This window comes from Arthrobacter sp. UYCu723 (assembly GCF_054059215.1).
In genome coordinates this window covers 581,088-603,875 of the sequence record NZ_JBSSBW010000001.1, presented here as the reverse complement: position 1 = coordinate 603,875, position 22,788 = coordinate 581,088, and the positions used below count along the sequence as shown (strand labels likewise).

General features: G+C 66.2%; 19 protein-coding genes and 2 pseudogenes. 11 read left to right on the top strand and 10 right to left on the bottom strand.

Annotated elements, in window-relative coordinates:
- Nucleotides 1–130 precede the first annotated feature (130 nt).
- Nucleotides 131–1,552 carry an MFS transporter gene (locus tag ACVWZ8_RS02675; RefSeq protein WP_456503699.1) on the top strand — a complete coding sequence of 474 codons (1,422 nt, stop codon included), beginning with the start codon at nucleotides 131–133 and terminating at the stop codon, nucleotides 1,550–1,552.
- Between the two features lie 64 nt (nucleotides 1,553–1,616).
- On the top strand, nucleotides 1,617–2,582 hold the full coding sequence (locus tag ACVWZ8_RS02670; RefSeq protein WP_456503698.1) for a nucleoside hydrolase: 966 nt from the start codon (nucleotides 1,617–1,619) through the stop codon (nucleotides 2,580–2,582).
- On the opposite strand, the gene ACVWZ8_RS02665 is transcribed toward ACVWZ8_RS02670, so the two are convergent.
- Complete coding sequence (locus ACVWZ8_RS02665; protein ID WP_456503697.1) at nucleotides 2,579–3,367, bottom strand: GntR family transcriptional regulator; 789 nt, start codon at nucleotides 3,365–3,367, stop codon at nucleotides 2,579–2,581. The two genes, ACVWZ8_RS02670 and ACVWZ8_RS02665, sit on opposite strands and share 4 nt — an antisense overlap.
- 473 nt (nucleotides 3,368–3,840) lie before the next feature.
- On the opposite strand from ACVWZ8_RS02665, the gene ACVWZ8_RS02660 reads away from it, so the two are divergent.
- The 8 genes and pseudogenes from ACVWZ8_RS02660 (at nucleotide 3,841) to ACVWZ8_RS02625 (ending at nucleotide 11,682) form a co-directional block, all read left to right on the top strand.
- A complete protein-coding gene (locus ACVWZ8_RS02660; RefSeq protein WP_456503696.1) occupies nucleotides 3,841–5,040 on the top strand; it encodes an acyltransferase family protein in 1,200 nt (399 codons plus the stop codon).
- Nucleotides 5,041–5,232: 192 nt separating this feature from the next.
- Nucleotides 5,233–5,553 carry a putative quinol monooxygenase gene (locus ACVWZ8_RS02655; protein WP_456503695.1) on the top strand — a complete coding sequence of 107 codons (321 nt, stop codon included), beginning with the start codon at nucleotides 5,233–5,235 and terminating at the stop codon, nucleotides 5,551–5,553.
- Between the two features lie 22 nt (nucleotides 5,554–5,575).
- A pseudogene (locus tag ACVWZ8_RS02650) lies at nucleotides 5,576–5,905 on the top strand (ABC transporter permease); the annotation flags it as partial.
- Nucleotides 5,906–5,909: 4 nt separating this feature from the next.
- Nucleotides 5,910–7,740 (top strand): annotated as a pseudogene (locus ACVWZ8_RS02645) (gamma-glutamyltransferase family protein).
- Nucleotides 7,724–9,355, top strand: a complete 1,632-nt coding sequence (locus ACVWZ8_RS02640; RefSeq protein ID WP_456503694.1) for a dipeptide ABC transporter ATP-binding protein — start codon at nucleotides 7,724–7,726, stop codon at nucleotides 9,353–9,355. Before ACVWZ8_RS02645 ends, ACVWZ8_RS02640 begins: the two are co-directional and overlap by 17 nt.
- A complete protein-coding gene (locus ACVWZ8_RS02635) occupies nucleotides 9,336–10,112 on the top strand; it encodes a GntR family transcriptional regulator (RefSeq protein ID WP_456503693.1) in 777 nt (258 codons plus the stop codon). Before ACVWZ8_RS02640 ends, ACVWZ8_RS02635 begins: the two co-directional genes overlap by 20 nt.
- Before the next feature lie 29 nt (nucleotides 10,113–10,141).
- The gene (locus tag ACVWZ8_RS02630; RefSeq protein ID WP_426976384.1) at nucleotides 10,142–10,378 is read left to right on the top strand and encodes a hypothetical protein; all 237 of its coding nucleotides are present in this window, start codon (nucleotides 10,142–10,144) and stop codon (nucleotides 10,376–10,378) included.
- 110 nt (nucleotides 10,379–10,488) lie between these two features.
- Nucleotides 10,489–11,682, top strand: a complete 1,194-nt coding sequence (locus tag ACVWZ8_RS02625) for a S8 family serine peptidase (protein WP_456503692.1) — start codon at nucleotides 10,489–10,491, stop codon at nucleotides 11,680–11,682.
- A 485-nt stretch (nucleotides 11,683–12,167) separates the two neighbouring features.
- On the opposite strand, the gene ACVWZ8_RS02620 is transcribed toward ACVWZ8_RS02625, so the two are convergent.
- The 9 genes from ACVWZ8_RS02620 to ACVWZ8_RS02580 form a co-directional block, all read right to left on the bottom strand.
- Nucleotides 12,168–12,560 carry a type II toxin-antitoxin system VapC family toxin gene (locus ACVWZ8_RS02620; RefSeq protein WP_456503691.1) on the bottom strand — a complete coding sequence of 131 codons (393 nt, stop codon included), beginning with the start codon at nucleotides 12,558–12,560 and terminating at the stop codon, nucleotides 12,168–12,170.
- Nucleotides 12,557–12,823 carry a type II toxin-antitoxin system Phd/YefM family antitoxin gene (locus ACVWZ8_RS02615; protein WP_426976387.1) on the bottom strand — a complete coding sequence of 89 codons (267 nt, stop codon included), beginning with the start codon at nucleotides 12,821–12,823 and terminating at the stop codon, nucleotides 12,557–12,559. The genes ACVWZ8_RS02620 and ACVWZ8_RS02615 overlap by 4 nt, the downstream gene beginning before the upstream one ends.
- A 94-nt stretch (nucleotides 12,824–12,917) precedes the next feature.
- The gene (locus tag ACVWZ8_RS02610) at nucleotides 12,918–14,510 is read right to left on the bottom strand and encodes an alkaline phosphatase D family protein (protein WP_426976388.1); all 1,593 of its coding nucleotides are present in this window, start codon (nucleotides 14,508–14,510) and stop codon (nucleotides 12,918–12,920) included.
- Nucleotides 14,511–14,631: 121 nt separating this feature from the next.
- On the bottom strand, nucleotides 14,632–15,918 hold the full coding sequence (locus tag ACVWZ8_RS02605) for a Wadjet anti-phage system protein JetD domain-containing protein (RefSeq protein ID WP_456503690.1): 1,287 nt from the start codon (nucleotides 15,916–15,918) through the stop codon (nucleotides 14,632–14,634).
- A complete protein-coding gene (locus ACVWZ8_RS02600; protein WP_426976390.1) occupies nucleotides 15,908–19,309 on the bottom strand; it encodes an ATP-binding protein in 3,402 nt (1,133 codons plus the stop codon). Before ACVWZ8_RS02600 ends, ACVWZ8_RS02605 begins: the two co-directional genes overlap by 11 nt.
- Entirely contained in the window at nucleotides 19,306–19,956 is a 651-nt protein-coding gene (locus ACVWZ8_RS02595; protein ID WP_456503689.1) for a DUF4194 domain-containing protein, read from the bottom strand. The genes ACVWZ8_RS02600 and ACVWZ8_RS02595 overlap by 4 nt, the downstream gene beginning before the upstream one ends.
- Nucleotides 19,953–21,395 carry a DUF3375 domain-containing protein gene (locus ACVWZ8_RS02590; protein WP_456503688.1) on the bottom strand — a complete coding sequence of 481 codons (1,443 nt, stop codon included), beginning with the start codon at nucleotides 21,393–21,395 and terminating at the stop codon, nucleotides 19,953–19,955. The genes ACVWZ8_RS02595 and ACVWZ8_RS02590 overlap by 4 nt, the downstream gene beginning before the upstream one ends.
- Nucleotides 21,396–21,516: 121 nt before the next feature.
- Nucleotides 21,517–21,912, bottom strand: a complete 396-nt coding sequence (locus ACVWZ8_RS02585) for a type II toxin-antitoxin system VapC family toxin (RefSeq protein ID WP_456503687.1) — start codon at nucleotides 21,910–21,912, stop codon at nucleotides 21,517–21,519.
- On the bottom strand, nucleotides 21,909–22,175 hold the full coding sequence (locus tag ACVWZ8_RS02580; protein WP_456503686.1) for a type II toxin-antitoxin system Phd/YefM family antitoxin: 267 nt from the start codon (nucleotides 22,173–22,175) through the stop codon (nucleotides 21,909–21,911). The genes ACVWZ8_RS02585 and ACVWZ8_RS02580 overlap by 4 nt, the downstream gene beginning before the upstream one ends.
- A 248-nt stretch (nucleotides 22,176–22,423) precedes the next feature.
- Here ACVWZ8_RS02580 and ACVWZ8_RS02575 point away from each other — a divergent pair, with 248 nt between their 5' ends.
- On the top strand, nucleotides 22,424–22,627 hold the full coding sequence (locus ACVWZ8_RS02575) for a cold-shock protein (RefSeq protein WP_024365339.1): 204 nt from the start codon (nucleotides 22,424–22,426) through the stop codon (nucleotides 22,625–22,627).
- Nucleotides 22,628–22,788 lie beyond the last annotated feature (161 nt).

Below are 22,788 nucleotides of genomic sequence, written 5' to 3'. Positions count from 1 at the left end.
GTCCTATCGGGGCCAAGGGGCTGGATTAGGAAATAGTGTACGTCATGGTTGTACTTGTTCGTCATACATGGTTGTATAACAACTCACATCCCAAGGGCAGGCACGCCCCTGCAGAACAAAGGAGTTTGATGTGAACACCCCAGCCTCAGTCGCCACTTCGCCGCCAGCCATCGCGGGGGAGGAGCCAAAAATTGCCGGCCGCCGCGCCGCCCTGCTGATCTCCACTCTGCTGCTCGGAGTGCTGTCCTTCCAGCTCAACGCCAGCATGGTCACGCCGGCGCTGCCGCAGATCGCGGCATCCTTCGGCCAAGGCCCCGAGAGCGCGGCCCCCGTCCAGTCCATGTTCTTCCTCGCCGGCGCCATCGCCGGGCCCGTCATCGGACGCTGGAGCGACTTCATCGGACGCCGCGCCGCCTTGCTCCTGGTCCTCGGCATCATGGGCGCAGGCACCATCCTCTGCATCGCCGCCCCCACCCTGCCGCTCCTCATCGCCGGCAGGTTCCTCCAGGGCGTCTCCAGCGCGGTCTTCGCGCTCGCCTACATCGTCCTCAGCGAAAACCTGCAGGCCCGCGTCTTCGGCACCTCCGTGGGCATCATCGCCGCCATCAACGGAGGCGTCGGCGGCGCGGACGGCTACGTCGGCGGCCTCATGGCCGAAACCATCGGCTTCCGGTCCATCTTCGTCGTCGTCCTCGTCCTGACGGCCATCGCCGCCGCCTGCATCATCAAAACCGTCCCGAGCGGACGTCCGCAGGGAGTGCGCGGCGCCATGGACTGGTGGGGAGCAGGATCCCTGTCCGTGTTCCTGGTCTTCATCACCTACTTCGTCTCCGGCGGCTCGGCCGCCGGCTGGACCGCGCCCAGCACCCTGGCCCTGCTGGCCGGCGCGGTCGCGTCCTTCGCCGCCTTCTGGATGATCGAAAAGAAGCGCAGCCACCCGCTCATCGCCGTCCACCACCTGCGCTCCCGCCAGGTTTGGCCCGTCATCGCCACTACCGTCCTGACCCTGGCCGGTATCTTCGCCGTCATCAACTTCACCGTGGTGTTGCTCAGCCAGGACACCCACCACGGCTTCGGGCTCAGTGCCTCCCTGTCGGCATTGCTGTTCCTGACCCCCGCCGCGCTGATCGGCGTCTTCGCCGCACCGCTCGCCGGCTGGCTCGCCGACCGGCGCGGCTGGATCAAAACCCTCCGGGCCGGAACCGGGCTGAGCTTGGCCTGCGCCATCGCCGCGGCCGCGTTCGCCGACAACCAGGTGGCCGTCCTGATCGCCGTCGCCGCCCTCGGCATCTTCTACAACGGCTTGTTCCTCACCGCCATCAACGGACTCTCCGTCCTGCTCTCACCCAAGGAAGCGCCCGCGGCCCTGCCCGGCATCAACGGCGCCTCCTTCGGCATCGGCGCGAGCCTCGGCGTGGTGCTTGTGGCACCGTTCGCCGCCCAGGCCACGTCCGCCGGCTACACCACCGCCCTCTGGATTTCGGTCGCCATCACCGCGGCCGCCTTCCTGGTCAGCCTCTTCGTCGCGGCACCCAAGGGCGAAAAGCTCTGATCCGACGCCGTCCAGCACCACGTCCAGCACCACCTCCAGCACCAACGAAACGAGAGACCCAGCAATGACCATGCCCACCAGCCACCCGTTCTACCTCGACTGCGACACCGGAATCGACGACGCCCTCGCCCTGGCCTACCTGCTCGCCTCGCCGCAGGCGGACGTGCGGGGGATCGGTACCGTCAGCGGCAACGTCAGTGCCGCCGTCGGCGCCCGGAACACCCTGGACCTGCTCCAGCTAGCCGGGCACGCCCAGATCCCCGTCGCGCTCGGAGCCCACGACCCGCAGGCCGGCGCCTTCCGCGGCGGCGCCCCGCACGTCCACGGCTCTAACGGGATCGGGGGAGTGGACCTCGAGACCGCCGACGCCGAGCTGGTGCCCGGAACCGCCGCCGAGATGCTGGTCCGGCTCGCCCACCAACACCCCGGCCAGCTGCGGATCCTGGCCATCGGGCCGCTCACCAACATCGCCGAAGCGCTGCGTTTGGACCCGGAGTTGCCACGGCTGGTGCAGGACATCACCATCATGGGCGGCGCGGCCTATGCTCCCGGAAACATCACTCCCGTGGCCGAGGCCAATATCGCCAACGACCCCGAAGCCGCGGCGGACGTGCTCGCCGCCGACTGGAACGTGACCCTGGTGCCGCTGGACGTGACCATGTCCAGCGTGCTCGAGGAAAGCCACCGGCAGGAACTACTTGCCGCGGGTCATCCGGTCCCGCAGGCACTCGGCGACATGCTGGGCTATTACTTCCGCTTCTACGAGAGCCAGTTCGGCCGGGCCTGCTCGGCGATGCACGACCCCCTCGCGGCGGCCCTCGCGGTGGGCGGCGTCAGTGCGGCGGTCGCCCCGGTGGTGACGGTCGACGTCGACACCACCGACGGTCCCGGCCGTGGCCAGACCATCTGCGACCTCCGCGGACGGTACATGGATTACCCGGAGCAGCCCGGCGCCCGCTGCCGGGTTGTGCTGGAGCTCGACGGCGACTTCGCGCCGCACTTGGTGGAGGTGCTGCAGGGATTTGCCTAGGACTGGATGGACTGCATCACGGACAGGTGTCCGGCGCGTGCCGCGATGAGGCACTTGGCCAGGTAGAAGGGCCGGTTCGCGTGCCTGACGTACTGCGTCAGCACGAGGACCGGATCCGGGGCCCGCAAGTCCAGCAGCTTGGCCCGGCTGGGCCCCACCTGGCTCAGGCTGATCTGGCATTCGCCGGGGCCGAGGACCCGGCCGAAGCGGCTGTTCAGACTGGCAAGCAGGGTGCTGCCGCCGTCGTCGTCGATTTCCAACGGCGCGGCGGCAGCGGAACTGCTGCCAAGGCTCACGGGCAGGGCCGAGATGTTTTCCTGCAGGTGGGCGATGGCCTCACCGTCGCGGATCAGGACCGACTCCCACAGCCAGCAATCGGCGCCGGGCTCCACGCCCACGCCGGGGGCGACGAACTCTGAGGCGGGCTGCCGCTCCCTTTGGACACGTTTGATCTCAAGGTGTTGCCCGGGGCCGCCGAGGACTTCCTCGAAGGGGCGGATGCGCTCGATTCCGATGCGGGGAAGGGTGTCGGCGACAAAGCGGCCGACGCCCCGGCGGGCCCGGATGAGCCCGTCCTCTTCGAGCAGCATCAGCGCTTCGCGGACCACGGTGCGGCTGACCTTCATGTCCGCGCCGAGCTCCGTTTCAGTGGGAAGCATCGAGCCGGGCGTCAGCAGGCTGTTGCGGATGGCCTCGGCGATCCGGGAGTACACCGCAACCCGGAGCGGCGAGCCGGGCTGGGCCTCCACCGGTTGGGACAGGAACCGGACGGCGTCCTCGTGCACGTTATGCCTCGCTTAGTGGTCTTCGGAAAATCCAGCCTACTCCACGGTCCGACACGTTTGTTGGACAAGTAGCGCCGATTTCCGGGGGTCCGGTTCAGGGGAGCGGCTGCCGTTCGCCGACGCTGGACGGCGCCGTCGGGCTGGACGTAGTCCCGCCGTCGTTGTTCTATTCTTTACTGCTCGCCTTCAACCAGACCTTCACCGACTTCAACGTCCCGGTGTCGTCTCGCTGGCAACGCTCCGGGCAGTACTCGCGCAGCCGGTCCCGCCACGCGTTCGACTGCCCCTTTGACCACGACCGAGACACCCACGACCGCCACCGACTTCGCAGACGTCGAGTTCGTCGTCCGCGCCATAGCGTAGACAGCGATCGTGAGGTGCCGCATCCTTGGAGCTTAGCGGCGGGGCACCGAGGCCGAGCGGCTCCGTCGGGCAGCCGCCGGGTAATGTAACGGACTGGTAACATAGGGCTGATGCGGTATCAGTCTGGTCAAACACGAGTCACTCAGCTGGATGGCCTCAGAGGGATTGCCGCCCTGGTGGTTGTCGCCTGCCATGTACTGTCAACCCTCCCGGGACTCGGGAGTGTTGTCTCTGGCAACCGTTCCGTGGGGCTCAACACTGCGGAGATGTGGGCTGTTTTCTCTCCGTTGCACGTCCTCTGGAATGGCACTCCGGCGGTCCACGTCTTTTTTGTGCTCTCCGGTTTCGTCCTGGTCCTGCCGTTCACCAGGCCGGGCGCGGTCGCCAGTTGGGCGCCGTACTACGCCAAGCGTTTTTTCCGCCTTTACTTACCGGCCTGGGCGTCCCTGGCGGTGGCTGTTGCGTTGATTACGATCATTCCCCGGTCGGCGTCGCCGTCGCAGAGCCCCTGGGCGGACATGTACGTGATCGACCCAAGCGTGGGTCAGGTCTTCAAGGACGCGCTGCTCCTGCTGAACGCGAGCACCATCAACACTCCGCTGTGGTCCCTCAAATGGGAAGTCGCGTTCTCCCTCCTGCTCCCGGCGTACGTCTTCATCGCCCTCCGGTGGAGACGCTTCTGGCACGTGAAAATCGGCATTGCCCTGCTGCTGGCCGTGGTGGGAGCGGTGCAAGACCTGGATTGGCTGTCCTATCTCCCGATTTTCGCCATCGGGGCGATCCTTGGCGCCGAACGTGAGCGGATCCGTGAACTGACCCAATCCTGGCCGCGCTTCGCCTGGTTCTTCGTGGCCGCCGCGGGTCTCTTCCTGGCCAACGCAGAATGGATCAGCCCCGAGCAGCCGATCCCCGGCGTCGAGGCCGTTGTCACAGTCGGTGCGACGCTGATCGTATTGCTGTTCGTGTCCTGCAAGTCGGCCAAGAAGCTCGGCGACACAGCCGCGGCGCAATGGCTGGGACGCGTGTCCTTCAGTCTCTACCTGGTGCACCTTCCGATCATCCTGGCCGGCGTCACACTGCTGAGGTCAGTCTCGCTTCCGCTGGCGCTCGCGGTCTCCGTGGCAGCCTCGTTCGTGGTCGCCGAGCTGTTCTACCGCTACGTGGAACAGCCCGCCCACCGGCTCTCGATGGCCGCAGGCCGTGCTGTGGGGTCCCGGATCCGCCGGGAAGCCTGCCCGGACGGCCCACCGGTCCCACCCGCGGCAGAGGCGACTTCGAGGCATCTGGTAGAGAGCTCAGCAGGCACCTGAATTGGTGTGAACCGATGGAGCCAGGGCAACCCCCGGGCACATCAGGCGGTTCAAGGCGGTGCAACCCGGGCCGCAGTTGCAACTCGCTCCCAGTAGCCCGCGTTCCCACCCCGCGATGGCCCGCTTGGGCGGACGGCTCATCCGGGGCAGACTTCTCTGGTACCCACACCACCGCTGGAAGGCAGGAACCCGATGATCTTCATCGTCGTCAAATTCAATGTCAAGCCGGATTGGACCGACCGCTGGCTGGACCTGACCCGCGACTTCACCGAAGCGACCCGCAAGGAACCCGGCAACCTGTGGTTCGACTGGTCCCGCAGCGTGGACTACCCGAATGAATTCGTGCTGGTCGAGGCGTTCCAGGACGACGCCGCCGGCGACCACGTCAACAGCGAACACTTCACCCAGGCCATGAAGGACATGCCGCAGGCCCTGGTGGAAACCCCGCAGATCATCAGCGAAAAAATCGGCGCGGACGGCTGGGGCCGGATGGGCGAACTGACCGTCGCCTAGGCTCAACGCCCGGCGCTTTGTCCTCGCGGCCAAAACCATGGACGCCTCCGGCGGGCGGATCATCTTCCAGCACGTCCTGCCGAACACCGCCTCGGCCCTGATCGTGCAGGCCACGGTGATCATGCCGGTGGCCGTGATCGGCGAAGCCCTGCTGTCCTTCCTGGGCCTGGGCATCCAGCCGCCCTCGCCGAGCCTGGGCATCATGCTCTCCGACGCCCAGCAGTACATTTTCCGTTCCCCCACCGCGGCCATCATCCCGGGCATCGGCATCGCCGTCATCTGCCTGGCGTTCAACCTCTTCGGGGACGCCCTGCGCGATGCCCTGGACCCCGCCGCCTCGAACCGAAAGTAGCCCCATGACCTACACACCCGCAGACTCCTTCACCACCCGCCCCATCCCTGCAGGGCACCTTCGGCATGACCGCCTCCACGCATTGGCTGGCGACGGCGTCCGCCCAGGCCGTGCTGGAACGCGGCGGCAACGCCTTCGACGCCGCCGTCGCCGGCGCCTTCGTGCTGCACGTCGTGGAACCGCACCTGAACGGCCCCGGCGGGGACATGACCGGCGTCTTCGTCACCGCCGCCGAACCGTCCGACCCCGTGGTCCTGATGGGACAGGGCCCGGCGCCCGCCGCCGCGACCCGGGAGCATTACCTGGCCGAGGGCCTGGAACTGGTGCCCGGCGCCGGGGGACTGGCCGCCGCCGTTCCCGCCGCCGTCGACGCCTGGCTCCTCCTGCTCCGGGACCACGGCACCTGGGAACTGTCCGAGGTGCTCTCCTTCGCGATCGGCTATGCCCGGGACGGCCACCCGATCGTGGACCGGGTGGGCAGCACCATCGCCTCCGTCGCGGAGCTCTTCACCGAGCACTGGCCGACGTCGGCCGCGCTGTGGATGCCGGACGGCAAGATCCCCGCCGGGGGTGATCTGGTCAAAAACGGCGCCTACGCCGACGTCCTGGACCGGCTGATCGCCGCCGGGGCTTCCGCGTCTGCCGGCGGGGCAGACTCGCGCGAAACCCGGATCGACGCCGCCCGCCGCGAATGGAGCGAAGGCTTCGTGGCGAAGGCCGCCGTCGCGTTCCTGGCCACGCCGCACCGTCATTCCTCCGGGATGGACCACGCCGCGGTGATCACGGAAGCGGACTTTGCGGCCTGCCGCGCCGGCTACGACTCCGCCACCACCTTTGAATTCCGCGGGCACACCATCGCCAAGACCGGCCCGTGGGGGCAGGGCCCGGCGCTGCTGCAGACGCTCGCCATCCTGGACGGTTTCCCGGACGAGTACCTGGACCCCTCCACGGCCCTCGGCGCCCACACCATCCTGGAGGCGCAGAAACTCGCCATCGCCGACCGTGAGGCGTACTACGGGGACGCCTCCGTGCCGATGGACTACCTGCTGAGCCCGGAGTACGCGGCGCAGCGCCGCGGACTGATCACGGAACGGGCCTCGCACGAGTTCCGCCCTGGGACCGTGCCCGGCCACGAGCCGTTCGTGCCGCCGCTCCGGACGGAGTACCGGCCGCCGTCGCGCTCCGGCCGGGGCGAGCCGATGTTGGCCGGCGTCGGTGAACCGACGGTGATGCCCACCGGGGAAACCCGCGGGGACACCTGCCATATCGATGTGGTGGACCAGTGGGGCAACATGATCTCCGCCACCCCGTCCGGCGGCTGGCTGCAGTCCTCGCCCGCCATTCCGGAGCTGGGCTTCTGCCTGGGCTCCCGGCTGCAGATGACCTGGCTGGAAGACGGCGCACCGTCCACCCTCGCCCCGGGAAAGCGGCCGCGCACCACGCTAACGCCCACGCTGGTCCTCAAGGACGGCAAACCGGTGACGGCGCTGGGTTCCCCGGGCGGTGACCAGCAGGACCAGTGGCAGCTGCTCTATCTGCTGCGGACCCTGGTGGGCGGGTACTCGCCGCAGGAGGCGGTGGATGCTCCCGCGCTGCACACCACGTCCATTCCTGGATCCTTCTGGCCCCGGACGTGGACTCCCGGCGGCGCCGTGGTGGAGGACCGCCTCGGGGACGAGGTCATCGACGAACTGGAACGGCGTGGCCACGTGGTCAGCCGCGCGGGGGACTGGGCCCTCGGCCGGCTCTCCTGTGTGGTGTCCGATCCCGAAACAGGCCTCCTGAAGGCCGCCGCCAACCCGAGAGGAGCGCAGGGCTATGCAGCAGGGCGCTAGGAATGACGAGAACACGCTGCTCGCGGTCCGGAACCTGGAGGTCAGCTACGGCGGCACCCCGGTGCTGGACAGCGTCAGCTTCGACCTGAAAAAGGGCGAGCGGGTGGCGATCGTGGGCCAGTCCGGCTCGGGCAAGTCCACCGTGATCGGCGCCATCCTGGGCCTGCTCCCCGGCAGCGGCCGGATCTCCCAGGGGTCCATCCTGCTCGACGGCACGGACCTGGCGGACATCACCGGGAAGGAGATGCGCGCCATCCGCGGCAGGCGCATCGGCCTGGTGCCGCAGGACCCGATGTCCAATCTCAACCCCTCCATGAAAGTGGGCGCCCAGATTGCCGACGCGCTGGCCAGCAACGGGCTGCGCGGCCGGGCGGCGGTCAAGAAACGCGCCGTCGAACTCATGGCGGAAGCCGGCATCCCCGACGCCGGACGCCGCTACGGGCAGTTTCCGCACGAGTTCTCCGGCGGCATGCGCCAGCGGGTGCTGATCGCGATCGCCCTCGCCGGTGAGCCGGACCTGCTGATCGCGGACGAACCGACGTCCGCGCTCGACGTCACGGTGCAGCGGCAGATCCTGAACCACCTGCAGACCCTGGTGGATGCCCGCGGCACGTCCCTGCTGTTCGTCACCCACGATCTGGGCCTGGCGGCCGACCGCACGGACCGGATCATCGTGATGGCGGACGGCCGGATCGTGGAAACCGGCTCGCCCCGGGAGATCCTGCTGGACCCGCAGGAGGACTACACGGCCCGCCTCGTCGCCGCGGCGCCGTCGGCAAGCCTCCTGCCCGGCGCCGGAGTGTCGGCGGAGCTGTTCCCCGGCGCCGCACCGGAGCCGGTCCTGACGGTCCGCAACCTCGCCAAGGAATTCAGGCTGCGCGGCCAGCGCGGCGGGGTGGTCCGTGCCGTGGACGATGTCTCCTTCACCGTTGACCGCGGCACCACCACCGCGATCGTCGGCGAATCGGGATCCGGCAAGACCACGGTGGCGCGGATCATCCTGGGCCTGGAGACGGCTTCGGGGGGAGAGTCGCTGATTAACGGCGGCAGCCTCGCCACCAAGGATGTGCGGGCCCGGCGGGCGTTGCGCCGGATCGTCCAGCCGGTCTTCCAGGACCCGTACGGATCCCTCGATCCCACGTACTCCATTGAACGGCTGATCGACGAACCGCTGCGGATTTTCGGCGTCGGGAATCCGGAAAGCCGGCGGCAGCGTGTGGGTGAGCTCCTGGACCAGGTGGCGCTGCCGCGCACGCTCGCCCAGCGCCGTCCCAATGAACTCTCCGGCGGGCAACGCCAGCGCGTCGCAATAGCCCGCGCCCTGGCGCTGGAACCCGAAGTGCTCATCTGTGATGAGGCCGTCTCGGCGCTTGATGTGCTGGTCCAGGAACAGATCCTGGATCTGCTGGGGGATCTGCAGGATAGGCTGGGCCTCAGCTACCTGTTCATTACCCACGACCTGGCGGTGGTTCGCCAGATTGCGCACAATGTGGTGGTCATGAAATCCGGCAAAGTGGTGGAAGCAGGCAGCGTGGACCAGGTCTTCCTGGCCACCGAGGCCGACTACACACGAGAACTACTTGGAGCGATACCCGGTGCAGCATTCGCTAGATAGCGGGGATCCTGCCCCGCGACAGCGCGTCCAAGACGAGATCCGGCGCGACATCATTTTCGGCGTGCTGCCGGCCGGTAGCCGCATCACCGAAACGGCCCTGGCCTTGAAGTACGGCATCTCCCGGGTGCCGGTCCGGGAGGCCCTGCGGGCGCTGGAAGTGGAGGGATTCGTTGAATCGAAGCCTTTTGCCGGGTCAACTGTCTCTGCCATCCCCGTGGACGACGCCGACGACCTCTTCGCCGTCCGCGAAGCCCTGGAATCCGCCACCGCACGGCGTGCCGCGCAAAATGCGGCGGCGCAGTTTGCCGCGGGCGGCCCGGACCCGGCCTGGTGGAAAACCCGCAAGGATTTGGCCGCGCTGTTGGAAGCGGGGGACCAAGCCATTGCAGACGGGCGGATTGATCTGCTGCCGGAACTCAACATCCGCTTCCACCTTGGCATCGCGGAGCTCAGCCGGAGCTCGTCCCTGACGGCGCTGCTGCGCCAGATCTCGGGGAAGATCGAATGGCTTTATGCTTCCGACGTCGACTCCCGGGGAAATAGTTCCTGGAGCGAACACCGGACCATCATGGCCGCCATTGACGCCGGGAACTCCAAAGAGGCGGAGCGGGGCATGGGCGCCCATGTGCGCAGCTCGAGGTTGGGCTACCTCAGCCGGTTCTCGCCGGCGGGTGCGGCTGAAAGCCCGGCGGGCGGCTTAAGGGGACCCGCGCCGGGCGGCGCGGCGGGCGTCTTGGCTGACGGCGTGGGGAGCTGAGGCCTGAGCCGCTCAAGCGCCCAATCCCAGTGGATCAACTCCTGTTCCAGCCTGACGGCCGGTCCATGGGCGTCGCTGCCCAGCGCGTGACCCTGGTGCCGCTGGACGTCACCATGTCCAGCGTGCTCGAGGAAAGCCACCGGCAGGAACTGCTCGCCGCGGACCATCCGGTCCCGCAGGCCCAACGGGAGCTCGTCGGAGTGCCCGGTCACGCAACACTTCATGGGGGACAGTCGACACGTAATTTGCCGGCTGCCACTATCTAGACAGTGCAGATTGAAGCAAGATGCTCCTCATGAAAAGAATCGTTATAGCTAGCTTCGCGGCGGTAGTCATAAGCTGCGGCACAATCACGTTGGCAGCCCCAAGCAACGCAGTGACCACGAGCAACGCGGCGGCCCAGTCATCACCCATCGCGGGGCAAATCATGGTTAAATTCCACGACGATCGCGCAGCTGCCGGCGTACTACGCCAGCACGGCCTCAGCGACGGCGCGAGTATCGGCAGCACCGGCGCGCACCTCATCAAAGTACCGGCCGGTAAGGAACTTCAGCTCATCGACGCCTTAAGCCGCAACCCGGCAGTTGAGTACGCCGAGCCGGACGAGCTCGTTACTGCCGCTACAGCTGACCCGTATTTCCCTCACCAGTATGCTCTGCAAAACGATGGCCAATCATTTACTAACACCGCCAGCACGCTAACTGTAGCCGCGGGCAAAGCGGACGCTGATGTCGACGCCGTCGAAGCGTGGACCGTCACGACCGGTAGCAGCACGAGAGTCGCCATTATCGATTCAGGTGTCGCAAGCGACAACACCGACATCGCACCAAAGGTTGTTGCACGCGCCAACTTCAGTGATGCGGCAACCGGTGAAGACAATTACGGCCACGGCACCCACGTCGCCGGCATTGTTGCCGCCACCGCCAACAACGGGATTGGTGTTGCCGGTGTGTGCCCGGATTGCACCATCCTGGATGCCAAAGTGCTCAACGACAGCGGCTCCGGCTCTTCATCACGCATTGCAAACGGCATCAACTGGGCCGTCAGCAACGGTGCCAAGGTGATCAACATGAGCCTTGGACAGCGCGTCTCATCCCGCACCCTCGAAACTGCCGTCAACAACGCATGGAATGCAGGTGCAGTGATCGTCGCCGCAGCAGGCAACGCCGGTACTCAGGCCCAGATCTACCCCGGCGCATATCCCAACGTTATTGCCGTCGCCGCAACCGACAACACCGACGCCAAAGCATCCTTCTCAACCTACGGCGCCAAGTGGGTGGATGTCGCAGCGCCCGGGGTCAATGTTTACTCGACCTTCCCGAACCACCCGTTCTACCTGGGAACTCAGAACGGCCGCTCCCAGGGTTATGACGTCGCCAGCGGTACGTCAATGGCTTCACCTATCGTCGCAGGCACTGCCGCGCTTGCCTGGAGTTCACATGCCGGCGCCACGAACACATCGGTCCGGGCAAATGTCGAATCAACCGCCGAGAACATTATTGGCACGGGCACCTATTGGGCACATGGCCGCGTGAACGCATGCAAAGCAGTCGGTTGTGTACAGCCCTAAGTTTAAACGCGGTTGCAGTCAGGACTGCAGGGACTGCATCACGGACAGGTGCCCGGCGCGTGCCGCGATGAGGCACTTGGCCAGGTAGAAGGGCCGGTTCGCGTGCCTGACGTACTGCGTCAGCACGAGGACCGGGTCCGGGGATCAGGACCGACTCCCACAGCCAGCAATCGGCGCCGGGCTCCACGCCCACGCCGGGGGCGACGAACTCTGAGGCGGGCTGCCGCTCCCTGAGGACGCGCTTGATCTCGAGGTGCTGCCCGGGGCCGCCGAGGACTTCCTCGAAGGGGCGGATCCGCTCGATGCCGATGCGGGGGAGGGTGTCGGCGACAAACCGGCCGACGCCCCGGCGGGCCCGGATGAGACCGTCGCTCTTCGAGCAGCATCAGCGCTTCGCGGACCACGGTGCGGCTGACCTTCATGTCCGCGCCGAGCTCCGACGGCCTCTTCGGACGTGACGTACGCCCGCCGTCGTCGTTTCAGCCCTACACGCCCGGTGCCAGCGCGGTGATCCCCGCCTCGACCGCCGCGGTACTCAACACCTGGTCATACGCCACCAGCACGTCCGCTTGCAGCCGGATTGCGGTGGCCAAGTGGATGGCGTCGGCGCTCCGGAGCCCGCCGGGCAGTGCGGCCGCATACATGAGGTCCGAGCGAGCCAGATCCACTAGGTTGATTCCACCCAGCACTGCATTGATCACGTCGGCCGGAAGGCCGCGACGCCGGCCGGCGCAGTGAAGTTCCGTGTACAGAAGCATGGAGGCAACCAGGTGGTTGCCCTCTGCTGCGCTCCTTGTAAGGTACTCAGCAACGTCGGCCGATTCAGTCTCCTCGACCACCAGTTTGAGAGCCGCGGACGTGTCGACGTAAACGATCAACGGTCGCCACGCAGATCGGCGATTATCTCCAAGGTCCTGGCGCTGCCATTAACGCGCGGCAACGATTGGAAGTCGACGGCCTTCTTGGCTGCCAGCCGAACGTTTCCGGACAGCAGCAGGCGTTCGAACGGAGACACCGACGGCGGTATCAGCGTGGCGGCGATTTCGCCGTTGTTCGTGACGTCGATGGTCTCGCCATTCTTTACGCGTTCCAGAATCTTGCTGCTCTGGTTTCGGAGTTCGCGGTGCGGAATCGTTGTCATGATTGCCTCCGTAGCAATCGTAGCACCGCTGTCGGGGGCGTCGACAGGCTTGGTGTCGACAGGCTCAACCACCGGAGCCGCTCCAGTGCTGACGCTACGCGCGGGGCTGCAGCCCCGGGACGCCGTCGTTGATCTGAAATGATGCCTTGGTGCTGACCGGGGATCCCGGCCTCGTGACGTAGTCCAGCACCCGAAAGTCCGCTTGCAGGGAGTCCCTGGTGATCCGGGTATTCACATAGCCGCGCTGATTGTTGTAGAACTTCAGATGCGGGTTCCACGCCATGGGCGGATCGACCGTGGAACCCGAACCGTTGCCCGAGGACGTAATGGACGTGCTCACCAGCTCCGAGCCCACCACTGGCGACGCCGGATCCTTGTAATCGACCTTGAGGTCGTTGGCGCAGTGCCGGTGCACGTCCCCGGTCAGTACGACGGCGTTGCGCACGTTCGCGTCCATCCAGCCCCGGGTAATCCGACGGCGCGATGCCGCGTAGCCGTCCCAGCCGTCCATGGACACGTCGTCGATATTGACGGCCTGGTTGCGGTCGCGCTCCGCGAAGAAGACCTGCTGGCCCAGAAAATCCCAGCGCTGGGTGGAATTCTTGAAGCCGTCCAGGAGCCACTTCTCCTGCTGGGCGCCGGTGATGGTGCGGTGCTCGCCCAGCCGCCGGGTCACGTTCTTCCTCCAGCCGTCGCCGGCAAGCTGATTGTCCCGGTACTGGCGGGTGTCCATCATATGGAAGTTGGCCAGCTGTCCCCACTGGATGGTGCGGTAGATCTTCATGTCCGCCCCGGCCGGCACGGAGGACGAGCGCAGGGGCATGTTCTCGTAGTAGGCCTGGAACGCCGCGGCGCGGCGCAGCCGGAAGCGCTCAGCGGTGTCGTCCATCTCGGCCGGGTCCCTGTCCTCCGGAATTTCGCCCGCATAGTTGTTGTCGACCTCGTGGTCGTCCCAGACCACAAGCCACGGTGCGATCGCATGTGCAGCCTGCAGGTCGGCGTCGGACTTGTACTGCGCATGGCGCTGACGGTAGCTCTCAAGCGTGACGGTCTCCGGTCCGTCGAGATTGCGGCGGTTTCTGCCGGCGACGAGGCGGTTGCCGTTGCGGCGCTCATACATATAGTCACCAAGGTGCAGCACCAGATCCGGTTGGTCCTGGGCCAGGCGCGAGTAGGCCGTGAAATAGCCATCCTCATACTTTGCGCAGCTGGCAAAGGCCATCGCGAGCGCTGCCGGCGTCTCATGCGGTGCGGGGCTCGTGAGCGTCCGGCCGGTGGGGCTGATGTGACGTCCGCTGCGGAAACGGTAGAAGTACTCACGGCCCGGCTTCAGCGCCCGCAATTCCACATGGACCGAGTGGGCGTTCGCTATGTGGGCGTATTCAACGCCCCGGGCCACCACATTCTGCATAGCGGCGTCTTCGGCGACCTGCCAGGCCACCGGGACACTGCGGGAGGGCATCCCGCCGAGGCCGTCTTCGGCGAGGGGGTCGAGCGCCAACCGGGTCCAGAGCACGAAGCCGTCCGGCCACGGCTCGCCTGACGCGATGCCGAGTATGAACGGGTCTGTCCGGAGCCCGGCATCCTCTGCGGTTGAGGTGCTGGTCACGGAGGCCCCCGGCAATGAGACGAGGATGCCGGCACCGAGGCCGGCGGCAATCAGGGATCTGCGAGAAATACTTTTCATGAATCAAACGCATTCAACCAATTTTGACGGGTACTGTTACCCACTGTGTAGCCATTGTAGGCGGCGTCCTCCCCGTTGGTGCCGGGGCCGACGTACATGTTCAGACCGGCCGCTGTCAGCGTTAGGGCAGGAGCCGCTCCAGCGCCCAGTCCCAGCGGATCAGCTCCTGCTCGAGGCGCACAGCTGAACCGTAGTCATCATTGCCCAGCGACTTGTAGACGATCGATTCCTCGTCCGTCAGCCTGGTCAGTGCGGCCCGCGACGGGGACGGTTCGCTGCCCCAGGCGTCGCAGTGCGCGAGCAGTGTCGCTTCGTCCATCAGCACGCTGGCGACATGCCGATGTACCGCGCGGAGCTGATCGAGGATCCGGAAGCCATGCGTATCCAAATCGCCCCAGTAGAGGACTCGGCAGTCCCGCAGCCAGCCCGCATCCCGAAGCGCCAGAAAGCCGTAACCGCCACCGAAAATGGCCAGAGTGCGCGGACGTTGCGGCAGGGACAGGAAATTCACGAGGTTTTCGGTAACGATCACCGTGCGGACCGGCAGCCGGAGCGCGCCGAACGCCTCCGCCGTCACCATGACATCATCAGGGCCGCCAAGCAATGGGGTCTCGGGATCCAGCAAGCGAAAACGGACGCGCTCGGGCGGGTGCAGGAAGCCATGCCGCCGGTCAAACCGTGCAGCCGGCGTGCGAGCCGCCCCAGCGCCCAGCACCGTGTCCGGTGCATCTGCTACGACGGACGCATCCTCTGCTACGTCCGACGCCTCGGTGAGCGCCTCCGGCTCAGCCTCCGCCGACGCACCCTCAAGCAGCACGGCCTCCATTTCGTCAATGACCCGCCGGTGATTTTCGATGAACTTCGTGTGCACTCCGGGCAGGCTCAACTGACGCACGTAGATGCCCGGCGCAGGGTTGTCCCGAAGCCAGAGCGCCACCTGAGCTGCCGTCAACGCCGCACCGCCAAGGCCCAGCAGCTGCAGCGGCCGTTTCAGTGCCCAGCCGCGCAGGGCGGGATCCAGTTCGGATAGTCCGGCCACAAGATCGAGAAAACGGACCGATTCCCGCGTCTTTCCGGCAAAGGCAATCTCATCCTCCACCGTCGCAAACATAGCCGCGGCGGGGAGCTGGTTGGACCCAATGGTGGTGCGGCCGACGTCGACCGTTTCCAGACTGTAATGCCCCGTCGCGGCGGACAGCTCGGCTGCCCACGCCCGCGCTGCTGCGTAGTCGTTGCGCAATTCGGCCGCCGTCGGGCGTTTCAAAGAACGACGGCGAGGGTACAACCCGGTGGGTTCCACCAGTTCGCGCAGCAACTGGCCCCGGTCCCAGGCTGCACGGGCCAGTGAACGCAGCCCGGCCAGCGTAGTCCACTTCCCGCGCTCCCCGGCTGCAGCGTCAGCCGGCACGCCGGTCCCGTTCGTCCCGGTATTCCTGGATGGTCATGTTGCGCAGCTGGGAGTCGTCGCCGTTGATGTTGGCCACGAAGCCGACGTGGGCCACAAAGGGTTCGATCACATGGATTTTCTGCAGGGGCGTGACAATCAGCAGCTGGAGCTTCATCCGCTGGAACAGCTCCAGGCCGTACCGCGCGGACTCATCGGAGCCGCGGCCGAAGGCCTCATCAATGACGACGAACCGGAAGCTGCGGCCATTGCCGGCATTCCTGCCGGCGCCCTGCCCGGAGCCCAGGCCGAACTGGAAGGCCAGCGCGGCGGCGAGGATGGTGTAGGCCAGCTTTTCCTTCTGGCCGCCGGATTTCCCGCCCGAATCGGTGAAGTGTTCGAACTCCTCACCGGTCTCGGTCCACTTCTCGGAGGCGGAGAAGGTGAACCAGTTCCGCACATCGGTCACCTTGGCTGTCCACCGTTCGTCGAGGGTGGTGTAGCCGTCCCGGCCGCGGAAACGCTCGATCAGCCTCGCCACCTGCAGGTACTTCTGCTCCGAGTACTGGTCCTCGTCTCCGATGGTGCCCTCCGAACAGGCCCGCAGGTCCATGCCGAACTGGCGGACGTCCAGGTCAGTGGTGTTCTGGTGCTCCAGCTGGATGTGGCGGCCGGCGTTGTACTCAATCCCGGCCAGGGAGAGGTTGATTTCGCCGATCCGGTTCACGATGTCCTGCCGGCGGCTGTCCAGGAAGGCGTTGAACGCCACCACCTCGTGGATGGTGTTCTGGTTGAGCGAGTCCTTGAAGTGGGCTTCGAACCGGGGCAGGTCGTTGCTGACCAGCTGCTCCAGGAGGCGGTTGTAGTCCCCGGCGGCCTCGAGGGCGGCGTCGATTTCGGTGGTCTCGTTCGGGTATTTGTTGCGGAAGTCAGCCATCAGCCGCACCGTGGTTTCCGCCGTGCGGGCGATCCGTTTGACCAGCGCGTCGATGATGTCCGTCAGCCCGGCACGGACGGTGCTTTCCACCGCCGCGGTGTTCTTGTACGTCAGCGGCTTGTCCCCGAGGGCGCCGGCGGTGAGCTTTGCGACGGCGGCCAGCACGCCGGCGTCGTCCGTCAACGGCTGCTCACCCAACACGACAGCGCATTCCTCGATCGCGGCGGCGATCTCCTTGGCCGCTTCCTCATTGGCGCCGATCCGCTGCTGGAGTTTGTTCGCCTGGTCCTCCAGACGCCCCAGCCGGGAGGACATCTCCGTTTCCCTGGCTGCCAGCTGCTGCAGGACATCGCTGGCGGACTCGAGCTCGGTTTTCTCCTTTTTGAGGTCCTCGATGCGGCGGGCGGTGAGCTGCCAGCTGATCTCGGCGAAATCCGTCACGGAACGGACCGTGCCGAGCTGCTGGTTCTGCCTCCCGAGCGCGCCGAGGTAGTGGTCCACCTTGCCGAGCCGGGCGGTGTTGCCCTGGAGCTGGCCGCGGACCTCATCCTGTTCGGCGAGGAAGCGGGTGACCTTGTCCTGGTTGTCCCAGCCGAGCACATAATTGCGCCGGTCAGCCAGGTCCCGGCGGTCGTCCTTCTCATGCCGCCCCCGGCCACCCTTGAGCTGGCCGTTGAGGGTCAGGGCCTTCGGGTAGCGGCGGAAGTCCTCCAGGTTCTCGCAGCAGAAGTAGTCGAACCGGCTGCTGAGTTCGTAGAGGAGGAAGTCGCGGAACGGCGTACCCTGCTTGATGGCGATTTTGGCCGCCAGCGTTCCCGGCTCGGCTGCCTTGGGCGAATGCGATTCCCCGATCTTCAGGTACACCAGCCGGCCCCGGAGATTGTTGGTATCCACCCACTTGCTCACCGCCTGATAGTGCTCGGAGGGCACCAGCAGCGAGAGCGCAAAACCGTGGAGGGTGCGTTCCGCAGCTCCCTCCCACTCGGCTTCGCCGTCGCGGACCCGCAACAGTTCGCCGGCGTACGGCAGCGCGTTCTCCGGAATTCCGGTTCCCTCACACAGCCGACGGCGGAGCTCCAGCTGGGGGCGCGGCAGCAGGTTGGGGCGGGACTGCAGGCTGGTCAGTTCGGCGCCGATCTCGGCGGCGCGCTCGGTGAGCGTTGTCCGCTCGATGGTCAGCGCGGTCCGGCTTTCCTGCAGCCCGCGGGAGTTCTCGCCGAGCTCCGCTTCCACCTCGGCCAGCCGGGCGCGGTTGGCGTCGAAGAGGACCCGGTCCTCCGGGACCTGCAGGCCCAGGCCGGCGGCCGCCGAAGTGTAGTTCTCGAAGCGCGCCCGCTGGGTCCGTGATTCCTCGGCAAGGCGGGTGGCCTCGGCGTCGATGGCGGCCAGCCTGCCGCCGCCGTTGCTGCGGATGTCCTCCTTGACGGCGGAGAGATCGTGGCGCAGCTGGGTGACCGCCGTGGACAGCTTGCTGCCGTCCTCCCGCAGCCGGACGCCGGTGCCCGCCAGCTCCGCCTGGTGTGCCAGGCTCAGCTTCAGCCGCTGGTCCGTGAACCAGGGGTGCAGCTGGTCCCGCTGTGTCCTGGCGAGCTCATCCTCGCCGGCCAGCCGGGCGTGCTGGACGGAGCCCTCCTTGATGGGCGTCAGCAGGCCGATCTGATCCTTGGCCCGCAGCACGGCGTCGTGGGCCTTTTTCAGGTCGTCGAAGTGGTGGATGAGGTTGCCGATCCGTGCCGCCACGTCGTCTTCCTCGAGCATGTTGGTGCGCACGAAGTGGGTGATGTTCTCCACCTGCTTCATGGACACGGTGCGGTGGAACAGCTCCATGGCCTGGTTCCCGCCGATGCCGAACTGCCGCTTGAACGCCGCGGCGTAGGGGTCGAAGGAGTCATGGACGGTCACACTCGCGGCGCGGAGCTTCTTTTTCAGCTTCGCCGGATCCTGGCCGAAGTTCGCAAAGTCCGCCGCGATGGACTGGTCCGACTCGGCCAGCGAGTAGAAGCGGTTGGGCTGGCCGGCCTCCTGCATGGCCCAGAGCGTGACGGCCAGGGTGACCGACTTGCCCAGCACCGCGTTGTGGAAGACGCCGAGCACCACGGTGAGCGTTCCGGTCCCGCGCAGTGCCACCGGCTTGGAGTATTCACCCCCGGCGCTGCGGGCGCTCTTGTGGAAGCCCCGGACGTAGGACATCAGGGTGCGTTCCTTTTTCTGCGCGCCCGCGGCCTTGTTGTACTCGATCCGGTGCGCCGGAAGCAGCAGGGTGGTGATGGCATCCACCACCGTGGATTTTCCCGAGCCGATGTCACCGGTCAGGAGGCTGTTGGCACCGTCGAGCCGGAACGTCCGGACCCCCTGGTGGAAGGTGCCCCAGTTGAGCAGCTCCAGACGCTGCAGCCGGAAGCCCGGGGGAGTACCGGCGTCGTCCGCTTGTTCATCCAGACTGAAAAGGCTGTCCTGCAGTTCCGTGTCAGCGGTCATTTGCTTTCCACCTCCGTTGCCTCTGTGCCGGTGCCGGTGCCTGTGCCGGTGAGCGAGGAGCGGTAGTCCGCCAGCCGCGCGTCGAACTCCTCCAGCCACTGCGCGTCCACGTACGCCTTGAGGATGCGGGCCACCTCGTAAGTTCCCGCCTGTCCGCGCAGTTTCCGCAGGAAACCCAGCTCCACGACTTTCTTGATGTTGGCACCGAGCTGGTCCAGAATGCGGGCCTCGTTGCTGGACTCGGGCAGGAAAACCGAGACCATGTCCGCGATGTCCTGCTCCGTCATGATGAGGCGGAGCTCGCTGCTGTTGGTGTCAAACTCCAGCATCCGGCCGCGCAGTAGGGCCAGCAGCAGGCTGACGTTGAAGGTCAGCTGGCGCCGCGGGATCAGCCGGGGGAGGGTGCCGTCCGGGTCCTCACGCGACTTCAGGAACGCGTAGCCCTCGGATTCGTCGAGAATCAGGTCCAGCCCCAGCACGGCAACATAGTCGCGGACATGGGAGGCCAAGCCAATCAGCGACTGCCAGATTTTCTCATCCGCCTCGGCGTAGACCACGCCTTTGAACAGCCTGGTGACGACGCCGGGAAGTTCCTCCGGCGTCCTGGTTTCAGGTGTCATGGTCTCCAATGCGTCGGCGGGGTTCATGCAGGCCTTCCAAAGATGATCTGGTCGATGGTCGCCTCGCGGATGCTTCCGTCCGGCAGTGACCAGGACAATTGCTGGGTGGCCTCGGGGTTGATGTCGGCCCACTCGGTCTCGGTGGCGAGCTGGTAGTAGGCAACGATCTCGGCCAGTCCCTGCGACAGCGGATACGCATCCGTAATTTCCGCGAGCGTGGCCTGCTCCGCGTGCGCCAGGACGGCGTCGATGTTGGATTTGAGCCGCTCCGTATCCACGTGGAACTGACTGAACAGGGCGCCCGCGTCCACGTCCGTGTCATCGGCGGCAACGACGTCGTCGTCCACCATCACCTTCCGGCTGGGCTCATACAGGGGACGTTCGAAGGGCAGCGCCACGTCCACGGACGGCGCGGCGACGTCCATGAAGACGCCCGACGGCGGCGCCTCCCGGGTGCCCAGCGCGCCGGACTCTATGCTCCGGATCAGCTGCATGATGCGTTTGTTCTCCAGGAACACCTTGTCGTCGAGGAGCCGGCGCATCTGTTGGGACAGCTGGCGGACCGTCGCCTGCGTCTGCTCGACGGCGGGCAGCCAGTCCTGGTGGAGGTTGGTCACGGCGTGGAGGTTGTCCAGCCGGGACAGCGCTTCGATTTGGGTGGCCCGCTGCAGCAGGTCCCGGAGCTCGGTGCGCAGCTGCGGGGACATGAGGTAGTCCCAGAAGCCCTGGAACGTCCGGCCCTGCAGGGAGCTGCTGATGTCCTGCTGGTTGGCGAAGATCGAGGCGAGCAGCTCGCCCTGGCTGCCGTCCCAGGTGGCGATCTGTTCGCGGACCTGCCGGTCCAGCCGGCGGAAGTTCTGTTCGACCTCGCGGAAATCGGAGAGCAGGTCCTTGGCCAGGGCCGTCAGCTGCTGGAAATGGTCCAGTGCTTCGGGAGCGCTCATGACCCGGACGTTTCCGTCGCGGATGCGCTGCATCTCGGCGTCGATCCCGTCCCGCTGGCGCTGAAGCTCGGCAAGGCGCACCTCCGGGTCCGTCTCGGACTGCTGGACGAGGGCCTTGAGGACGGCGAAGATGCTGGTCAGCCGTGACTGGGTGGCGACGAAGTCCCTGCCACGCAGGCTCTCCACCCAGCGGACCACATCCTCGGCGGCGGCCGTGAGATCGTAGCGGGGCTCGTCCTGTCCGGTTATGTAGTATTTCCGCAGCCAGGCGCGTTCGGGTGCGGCCCAGTCGTCGAGGTATTCCGCCGCAGGACGCGGGAACTTGTCCTCGCCGTAAGCATCCCGCAAGCCGAACAGCACATCATCCAGGGTGTCAATGAGCTGCTGGCGGCCGATGTTCCGCTGATTCGGCCCGGTGAACGCGGTCATGAAAAACGACACCGCCAGCGGAGCGTTCTGCGCGCGGAGCAATGACCATCCGGCGTGGTTTTCACGCAGCGAATTGATTGCGTAGTAGTCCATGGTGTCCTTGGTTGCGGTGGTTCCGGTCTGGCCGGTTTCCCTCTACCTAAGCTACCTTCAACCGCCGACATTTTCTGTGGAGGAGCAGTGGGCGGTCGGATTACTTCACGTTCAGACCCCGCTACCCGGCCCCAGGGGACAGGACGGTGAGGCCGGCGTCCACGGCGGCGGCCAGCAGGCCGGCGTCGTAGGCGACGAGGACGTCGGTCTGCAGCCGGATGGCCGCCGCGAGGTGGATGGCATCTGCGGTGCGCAAACCGCCGGGCAGGGCGGCCGCGTACATGAGGTCCGAGCGCGCGAGATCCACCAGGTTGATTCCGCCCAGTACCGAATTGACCAGCCCGCCGGGAAAATCGCGGCGGTGCGCTGCGCAGTGAAGTTCCGTGTAGAGCAGCATGGAAGCGACCAGCTTGTCGCCCTGGGCCGCCGTCGTTGAGAGGTACGTGGCGGCGGCGGATGATTCGTTCTCCTCCACCACCAGTTTGAGGACAGCCGAGGTGTCCACGTAGATGATCAACGGTCCCCGCGGAGGTCGGCTAGGATTTCCGCCGTGCCGGAGGCCTGACGGACGCGCTGCAGGCTCTGAAAGTCAACGGCGACGTCCACGGCCGGCCGGACCTGCCCTGCCAGCAGCAGCCGCTCGAACGGGGAGGCGAAAGGAGGAATCAGCGTGGCAGCGATTTCGCCGTTGTTCGTCACATCAATCGTTTCGCCGTTTTTCACGCGCTCCAGAATCCTGCTGCTCTGGTTGCGCAGCTCGCGGTGCGGAATGGTTGTCATGGCTGCCTCCGTAGCAATCGTAGCAACCCGTGGGCAGGGCCGGAAGGCCCCGCCGTTCCGGCGGTTTGGTAAAGGGCCCCGAGAATCTCCTGTAGTGTTGATCCTGTTGTTGTGTTTATGCAGTTTCGTAGTTCAGGCAGTACGCATGGTTGAAAGACCATGTTCTTCTGAAGTAGCGGTTGAACACCCCACACCGGAGGACCCGAAAGTCGGGACTTTTCCTCCACCTTCACGAAGGACAAAAAATAATGGCTACTGGTACCGTCAAATGGTTTAACGCTGAAAAGGGCTTCGGCTTCATTTCCCCCGATGACTCCTCACAGGACGTCTTCGCACACTACTCCGCGATCGCCTCTTCCGGCTTCCGCTCCCTCGAAGAGAACCAGAAGGTCTCCTTCGAGACCGAGCAGGGCCCCAAGGGCCCGCAGGCCGTAAACATCCAGGCTCTCTAAGACTTAGTTTCTAACTAACTCTTCTGAGTCCGGGGCCGCAAGGTTTCGAGCAGGGCCCGTCTTTGACGGGCCCTGCTTTTGTTAACCCGGAAGTACTGTTTCGGGGTCCCAAGTAGCTCGCAATTGTTGCCGTTTTGAGCCCTGAAAACGACAACTAGTGC